This is a genomic window from Cellulomonas bogoriensis 69B4 = DSM 16987 (assembly GCF_000767165.1).
GTDB lineage: Bacteria > Actinomycetota > Actinomycetes > Actinomycetales > Cellulomonadaceae > Actinotalea > Actinotalea bogoriensis.
The window spans coordinates 1-7,874 of the sequence record NZ_AXCZ01000131.1 but is presented as its reverse complement, the minus strand read 5'-3'; the positions used below and the strand labels follow the sequence as shown (position 1 = coordinate 7,874).

At 72.9% G+C, this 7,874-nt stretch carries 6 protein-coding genes; all 6 read left to right on the top strand.

Annotated elements, in window-relative coordinates; genetic code table 11:
* Positions 1–1,799 (top strand): peptidoglycan D,D-transpeptidase FtsI family protein (locus tag N869_RS11095; protein ID WP_035061575.1); only part of this gene is annotated, 1,799 nt, incomplete at its 5' end.
* Positions 1,800–1,838: 39 nt separating this feature from the next.
* Entirely contained in the window at positions 1,839–3,425 is a 1,587-nt protein-coding gene (locus N869_RS11090) for a UDP-N-acetylmuramoyl-L-alanyl-D-glutamate--2,6-diaminopimelate ligase (protein WP_052105450.1), read from the top strand.
* Positions 3,422–4,828, top strand: coding sequence for a UDP-N-acetylmuramoyl-tripeptide--D-alanyl-D-alanine ligase (locus tag N869_RS11085; protein ID WP_035061565.1), 1,407 nt, complete (start codon positions 3,422–3,424; stop codon positions 4,826–4,828). The genes N869_RS11090 and N869_RS11085 overlap by 4 nt, the downstream gene beginning before the upstream one ends.
* The gene (gene mraY, locus N869_RS11080) at positions 4,825–5,907 is read left to right on the top strand and encodes a phospho-N-acetylmuramoyl-pentapeptide-transferase (RefSeq protein ID WP_035061562.1); all 1,083 of its coding nucleotides are present in this window, start codon (positions 4,825–4,827) and stop codon (positions 5,905–5,907) included. Before N869_RS11085 ends, mraY begins: the two co-directional genes overlap by 4 nt.
* Positions 5,907–7,367, top strand: a complete 1,461-nt coding sequence (gene murD / locus N869_RS11075) for a UDP-N-acetylmuramoyl-L-alanine--D-glutamate ligase (protein ID WP_035061559.1) — start codon at positions 5,907–5,909, stop codon at positions 7,365–7,367. The genes mraY and murD overlap by 1 nt, the downstream gene beginning before the upstream one ends.
* Positions 7,360–7,874: UDP-N-acetylglucosamine--N-acetylmuramyl-(pentapeptide) pyrophosphoryl-undecaprenol N-acetylglucosamine transferase (locus N869_RS11070; RefSeq protein ID WP_035061568.1), on the top strand; the 515-nt coding region annotated here is incomplete at its 3' end. The genes murD and N869_RS11070, both read left to right, overlap by 8 nt.

The following is a 7,874-nucleotide window of genomic DNA, read 5'->3' as shown; positions in this document are numbered from 1 at the left end:
CGGCCAGCCGGGTGCCCACGGCGCGACCCTCACGCCCCGCCGGCCGTCCTGCCGCCGTCCTCGCGCCGGCGGAGCCGCACGTGCGCCAGCGGATCCTGCTGGCCGTGGTGATGCTGATGCTCCTGGTCCTGGTGGTCCGGCTGGTGCAGGTCCAGGCGGTCGACGGGCAGGCGATCGCGGCCGAGGCCTTCGACCGGCGTCTGCACACGGTGGCCGTACCCGCGGACCGGGGGGACATCGTCGACACCAACGGCGTCGTGCTCGCCACGTCCGTGGTGCGCTACGACATCCACGCCAACCAGCGGGTCGTCAGCGAGGAGATGGACCCGGACCGTCTCCCCGAGGTCGCCACGACGCTGGCAGGGCTGCTCGACGTGCCCGAGGCCGAGCTGGCCGCGCGGCTGTGGGGACCGGACGACCCGGACGACAAGCGCGGGTTCGTGTACCTGGCGCGGTCGGTGGCGCCGGACGTCTACGAGCAGGTGCGCAAGGAACGCGTCCCAGGGGTCGGGGGCGACCGCACCACCGACCGGATCTACCCGGCCGGCACCACGGCGGGCAACGTCCTGGGGTTCGTCGGGGCCGAGGGAGCGGGCCAGGCGGGTCTGGAGCAGCTCTTCGACGAGGCACTGACCGGGACCCCGGGGTCGCAGACCTTCGAGCGCGGTGCGCGGGGCCAGCGGATCCCGACCGGTGAGCGCGGCTTCGTGCCGGCGGTGGCGGGCGGCACCCTCGTGACGACCCTGGACCGGGACCTGCAGTTCATGGCCCAGCAGGTCCTGGACGAGCAGGTCGAGGAGACCGGGGCGCAGTGGGGCGCGATCCAGGTCATGGACGTACGCACCGGGGAGATCCTCGTGCTTGCCGACTCCGGCGCCGTGGACCCGAACGACCCGGGGTCGTGGGACGCGGACGACCGCGGGAGTCGCTCGGCATGGACGGTGTACGAGCCCGGGTCCACGGCGAAGGCCATCACGATGGCCGCCGTCCTGGAGGAGGGTCTGGCCGAGCCGACGTCGAGGTTCCGTGTGCCGGACCGGTACACCGTGTCCGGTCAGACGTTCCGGGACTCCGACGACCACGAGGTCCTGGACCTGACGCTGACCGGCATCCTGGCGATGTCGTCGAACACCGGAACCCTGATGGCGGGGGAGCGCCTGCCCAACGACGTCCGCCACGAGTACCTGAGCAGGTTCGGCTTCGGTCGCACGACCGGGGTCGGCCTGCCCGGGGAGTCGGCCGGCCTCCTGCACGACCACGAGCGGTGGGACCGGCGCACCCAGCACGCGGTGCTGTTCGGGCAGGGAGTCGCGGCCACGACGCTGCAGTCGACCCAGGTGTTCGCCACGCTGGCCAACGACGGCGTCCGGGTCCAGCCGCACCTGGTCAAGGGCGTGCAGGGGCCCGACGGCGAGCTGGACCCCGTCGACGTGGACCAGGAGCGCGTCGTGAGCAAGGAGACCGCCCGCGCGGTGGTGAGCATGCTCGAGAGTGCCGTCGCCGACGGCACCGGGTCCAACGCCGCCGTGCCCGGGTATCGCGTGGGGGGGAAGACCGGCACGGCGCAGGCCTTCGAGGGCGGCGGTGTGGTCAAGCACGTCGCCTCCTTCATCGGCGTCGCCCCCGTGGAGGACCCGCGGCTGGTGGTGAACGTCGTGCTCTACGACCCCCGAACCTCGATCTACGGTGGCGTCGTCGCGGCGCCGCTGTTCTCCGAGGTGACCGGGTTCGCCCTCCAGTACCTGGGTGTCGCCCCGAGCGCGGCCGAGCCCGACCTTTTCCCCAGCACCTACGAGTGATCGCGCATGGGCCCCGTGCCGGGCGGTAGATTCGCCCGCGTGACGTCCCCCGTCGGCCTGATGCGCCCGGAGCATCGACCCTCCCGTCACCTCAACGACCTCCTCGAGGCGTTCAGCGGTGACCTCGTCCTGATCGACGGGCCCTCGGCCGCCGACCCCGTGCTGAGCGGGGTCGCGGTCGGCTCGGCCGAGGTCGAGCCCGGTGACCTGTTCGCGGCCCTGCCTGGTCTGCGGACCCACGGGGCGCGCTTCGTGGACCAGGCCCTGTCCGCGGGTGCGGTGGCGGTGCTCACCGACGAGGCCGGTGCGGACGTCGTACGGGGGGTCTCCACCGAGGTGCCTGTGCTCGTCACCCGAGCGCCCCGGGAGCTGCTGGGTGCGGTCTCGGCCTGGCTGTACGACCACCCCGCCCGGCGCCTTGTCGTCACGGGCGTCACCGGCACCAACGGCAAGACCACCACCGCGTACTTCGTCGAGGCCGCGCTCGCGGCCGAGCACGGATCCACCGGGATGATCGGCACGGTCGAGCTGCGGGTCGGTGACCGCACGGTCGAGAGCCCACGCACGACCGTCGAGGCCCCCGTGCTGCACGGGTTGTTCGCGCGCATGGTCCAGGAGGGCATCACCGCGTGCTCCATGGAGGTGTCCTCGCACGCCCTGGCCCTTCACCGGGTCGGCGGCCTGCAGTTCGACGTCGTCGGGTTCACCAACCTCCAGCGCGACCACCTGGACTTCCACGGCGACATGGAGGGCTACTTCCGCGACAAGGCCCGACTCCTCGCCCCCGACCAGGCCCGCCGGGCGGTCGTGTGCGTGGACGACCCGTGGGGAGAGCGGATGGCCCGTGAGGCCCAGGTCCCCGTGGACACGCTGGCCACCCGCTCCACCACGACCACGGAGGCGGACTGGCGCGTGAGCGGGGCGGAGGTGGGCCTGGACGGGGTGGGCTCCACGTTCACGCTCACCGGTCCGGGCGGTGTGGCGGTCCGGGCCACGAGCCCGTTGCCCGGGTTGGTGAACGTCTCGAACGCGGCCCTGGCCGTGGTGATGGCGCACCGGGCGGGCCTCACGCTCGAGCGTGCGGTCGAGTCCGTCGGCAGGGCCGGGGGGATCCCGGGCCGCATGGAGCGCGTGGTCGAGCGTGACGGCACGTGGCCGTTGTGCCTGGTCGACTACGCGCACACCCCTGAGGCGCTGGCCCTCGCCCTGGACTCGGTGCGTCCCATCACGCCCGGGCGTCTGGTGGTGGTCTTCGGCTCGGACGGCGACCGCGACCGGGGCAAGCGACCCCTGCTCGGCGAGGCCGCGGCACGTGGTGCCGACGTCCTGGTCGTCACCGATGAGAACCCCCGCTCGGAGGAGCCCTCGAGCATCCGCGCCGCCGTCCTGGAGGGTGTGCGCGGGGTACGTCCCGGGCTCGCCGACGTGCACGAGGTCGCCCCGCGGGCCGAGGCTGTACGGTTCGCCACAGGGCTCGCAGGGTCCCAGGACACGGTGATCGTCACGGGCAAGGGGCACGAGCCCACCCAGGAGGTCGCCGGGGTCTTCCACCGGTACAACGACCGCGACGTGTTCCTCGAGACCGTCCGGGCCGCTTCCACGACCAGCGCGGAGAACGACGAGTGATCGACCTGAGCCCTGCCGAGATCGCCGCAGTGACCGGGGGGCGGCTGGTCGGGGACCCAGCCGACGTGACCGGCCCCGTGGTGACCGACTCCCGGCAGGTGGTCCCGGGTTCCCTGTTCGCGGCGATCGCGGGCGAGCAGGTCGACGGGCACGCCTTCGCGGCCCAGGCGGTCGACTCGGGCGCAGCGGTGGTCCTCGGGTCCCGCGAGGTCCGGGACGAGGCAGACCAGGTGGTGCCCATGATCCTGGTCGAGGACGTCACGGTGGCACTGGGTGTCCTGGCCAAGGAGGTGCTCGCGCGGCTACGACGTGCCGGCGACCTGGACGTCGTGGCGGTGACGGGATCGGTCGGCAAGACGACGACCAAGGACGTGCTCGCCCAGCTGCTCGAGGCCGACGGCCCCACGGTGTGGCCGGAGCGGTCCTTCAACAACGAGATCGGTCTGCCGCTGACGGTGCTGCGTGCGGACGCGACCACCCGGCACCTGGTGCTGGAGATGGGCGCCAGCGGTGTGGGGCACATCGCGTACCTGACCGACATCGCCCCGCCGGACGTGGCCGTCGTCCTCAAGGTCGGTTCGGCCCACCTGGGGGAGTTCGGGGGCATCGAGGCGGTCGCACGTGCCAAGGCCGAGATCGTCGTCGGTCTGCTGCCGGGCGGCACCACGGTGCTGAACGTGGACGACGCACGGGTCGCGGCGATGGCTGCGGTGGCGCCGGGCCCGGTGCTCACCTTCGGGGAGGACCGCCGGGCGGACGTCCGTGCGGTCGACGTGTCGCTGGACGACCAGGGGCGTGCCCGCATGACCTTGGAGCACGGCGACGCCTCGGCGTCGGCGCACCTGACGTTGGTCGGCGCGCACCACGTGCACAACGCACTCGCGGCGGTCGCGGCGTGCCGGGTCCTCGGCCTGGACCTGGCGGTCCTTGCCGAGCGGCTGTCCGGTGCGCGGGCGTTGAGCCCGCACCGCATGCAGGTCACCGAACGGCCCGACGGGGTGACCGTCATCGACGACTCCTACAACGCCAACCCGGACTCGGTCCGGGCCGCCCTGCAGGCGCTGGCCGTCCGGGGTCGGGGGCGCCGGACCGTCGCGGTCCTGGGCGAGATGCTCGAGCTGGGCGAGGACTCCGTCGACGCCCATGACCGCATCGGGCGCCTGGCGGTGCGCCTGGACGTGTCACGCCTGGTGGTCGTGGGCGACGGTGCACGCGCGATCCACACCGGCGCCGTCCAGGAGGGGTCCTGGGGTGAGGAGTCCCGCCTCCTGCCCGACGTCGACGCCGCCGCCCAGTGGTTGCGGTCCGAGCTGCGGGCGGGGGACGTGGTCCTGGTCAAGTCCTCGCACGGTGCGGGGCTGTGGCGACTGGCGGACCTCCTCGTCGCGGAGGGCCAGGCGTGATCGCGGTCCTGGTCGCGGGCGGCCTCTCGCTGCTCGTCACCCTGCTGGCCACGCCGCTGTTCATCCGCCTGCTCGTACGCAAGCAGTACGGGCAGTTCATCCGCCAGGACGGACCGACGGCGCACTACACCAAGCGGGGTACGCCCACGATGGGCGGCGTCGTCATCATCGCCGCCACCCTGATCGGGTTCGCGGGTGCGAGCCTGCAGCGCGGGAGCCTGCCGAGCGCGTCCGCGGTGCTGGTTCTGTTCCTGATGACCGGGCTGGGTCTGGTCGGGTTCCTCGACGACTTCATCAAGATCTCCCGCCAGCGGAGCCTCGGCCTGCAGGCACGATGGAAGATCATCGGGCAGGGCCTGGTCGGCGTGACGTTCGCGGTCGCGGCGCTGAGCTTCCCCAGCGAGAACTACCGGACGCCCGCCTCCACCAAGATCTCGTTCATCCGGGACACGAACCTGGACCTGGCGTTCGCAGGCGCGACGCTGGGGCTGATCCTGTTCGTGATCTGGGCGAACTTCCTCATCACGGCGTGGTCGAACGCGGTGAACCTCACCGACGGGCTCGACGGCCTGGCGACCGGGGTGTCGCTGATCGTGTTCGGCGCGTACGTGATCGTCGGTGTCTGGCAGTTCAACCAGCGGTGCCAGTCGGCGCTGAGCGCCGGTCCGCGCTGCTACGAGGTGCGAGACCCGTTGGAGCTGGCGATCGTCGCCGCGGCGATCACCGGGGCCTGCTTCGGGTTCCTGTGGTGGAACGCCTCCCCGGCCAAGATCTTCATGGGGGACACCGGATCCCTGGCGCTGGGTGGTGCGCTGGCCGGGCTCTCGATCCTGTCCCGCACGGAGGTCCTCGCCGCCATCATCGGCGGTCTGTTCGTGCTGGTGGTGCTGTCCGACGTGATCCAGATCGGGTTCTTCAAGCTCACCGGCAGACGGGTGTTCAAGATGGCGCCCCTGCATCACCACTTCGAGCTCTCGGGGTGGGGAGAGGTCACGATCGTCATCAGGTTCTGGATCATCGCCGGGCTGTTCGTCGCGGTCGGTGTCGGTGTGTTCTATGCAGAGTGGGTGGCGGGCTAGTGCCCGGGGTCGTCCCCCGGGCCGGTGACCTGGACGGCGCCCGGGTCCTGGTGGCCGGGCTCGGTGTGTCCGGTCGCGCGGCGTCCGAGGTGCTGCGCCACCACGGTGCCAAGGTCTGGACGCTGGACCACCGGGCCGAGGACGCCGACCTCCAGGACGATGGCGCGCTGGACCCGACCGACTTCGACCTGGTCGTGGCCTCCCCGGGATGGCGACCCGACGGGCCTCTACTCGCCGCTGCCGTGACGCGCGGGGTCCCCGTGTGGAGCGAGGTCGAGCTGGCGTGGCGGACGCGGGCGTCCCGCGGTGGGCGTGGACCTGCACCGTGGCTGGCGCTGACCGGCACCAACGGCAAGACGACGACGGTGGGCATGCTCTCCTCGATCCTGCAGGCCGCCGGCCTGCGGGCGCCTGCGGTCGGGAACGTGGGCACCCCGGTCGTCGAGGCGGTCCAGGACCCTGCGCACGACGTCCTCGCCGTCGAGCTGTCGAGCTTCCAGCTGCACTTCACCCACACGGTTCGGGCCAGGGCCGCGGCCCTGCTGAACCTCGCCGACGACCACCTGGACTGGCACGGGTCGATGGAGGCCTACGCAGCGGCGAAGGCCCGCGTCCTGACCGGCGCTGAGGTCGCGTGCGTGTACCCGGCCCGAGACGGCCGGCTGGAGCGACTGGTGGGTGAGGCCGAGGTCACCGAGGGCGCGCGAGCGGTGGGCACCACGCTCGGCGCCCCTGGCCCCGGCCAGCTCGGGGTCGTGGAGAGCCTTCTCGTGGACAGGGCGTTCCACGCGCCTGCCGACGACCCTCGTCGCGCCTCGACAGCGGCCGAGCTGGCCACCGTGGACGACCTGTCGCACCTCGCCGGTCCCTCCGGGACGCCTGCCCCGCACGTAATCGAGAACGCCCTCGCGGCGTCCGCCCTGGCCCGGGCACACGGGGTCCCCACGGAGGCGGTCGCCGCTGGTCTGCGGGCGTTCGCACCGGGGGCGCACCGCACCCGCCCCGTCGGGGTCGTCGACGACGTGGTCTTCGTCGACGACTCCAAGGCCACCAATGCCCACGCGGCGTCGGCGGCGCTCGCCTCGTTCCCCCCCGGCTCGGTGGTGTGGATCGCCGGGGGCCTGGCCAAGGGAGCCCGGTTCGAGGAGCTCGTGCGCACCCACGCGGAGCGCCTGGTGGGAGTGGTCCTGATCGGTGTGGACGCCGCTCCGCTCGCCGAGGCCCTCACCCGACACGCGCCCGGGGTCCCGGTGGTGCGGGTGGACCCGGCCGACACTGGGGCGGTGATGACCCGCGCCGTCCACGAGGCCCGGCGGATGAGCCGCCCGGGCGCAACGGTGCTGCTCGCCCCCGCGTGCGCCTCGATGGATCAGTTCGACTCCTACGCCCAGCGCGGTGAGCTGTTCGCGGCCGCTGTGCGTGAGCTGGCCCCTGACGCTCCCGGAGGTCCCCGTGCTTGAGTCGGTGCTCCTGGCCGGTGGCGGGTCCGCCGGTCACGTCAACCCCCTGCTCGCCGTGGCCGACGAGCTGCGGCGGCGACGCCCCACGACGCGGGTGGCCGTCCTGGGGACGGCCCAGGGCCTGGAGGCCGAGCTCGTGCCTGCTCGCGGGTACGACCTCGTCGAGATCCCGAGGGTGCCGCTGCCCCGGCGACCCACCGCCGACTGGCTCGCGCTGCCTGCGCGCCTGCGGCAGGCCGTGGACCTGGCGGCCCAGGTGATCGGCGACGAGGGCAGTCAGGTCGTCGTGGGCTTCGGCGGCTACGTCTCGACCCCCGCCTACCTCGCTGCGCGTCGGCTGGGAGTCCCGGTGGTGATCCACGAGCAGAACGCCCGACCCGGGCTCGCCAACCGGCTGGGCGCACGGTGGGCCGCCGCGGTCGGTGTCACGTTCCCCGGCACCGCGCTGGCCGGCGGCCAGGTCACGGGGTTGCCCCTGCGCCCGGAGATCGCGGCACTGGCGGCCCG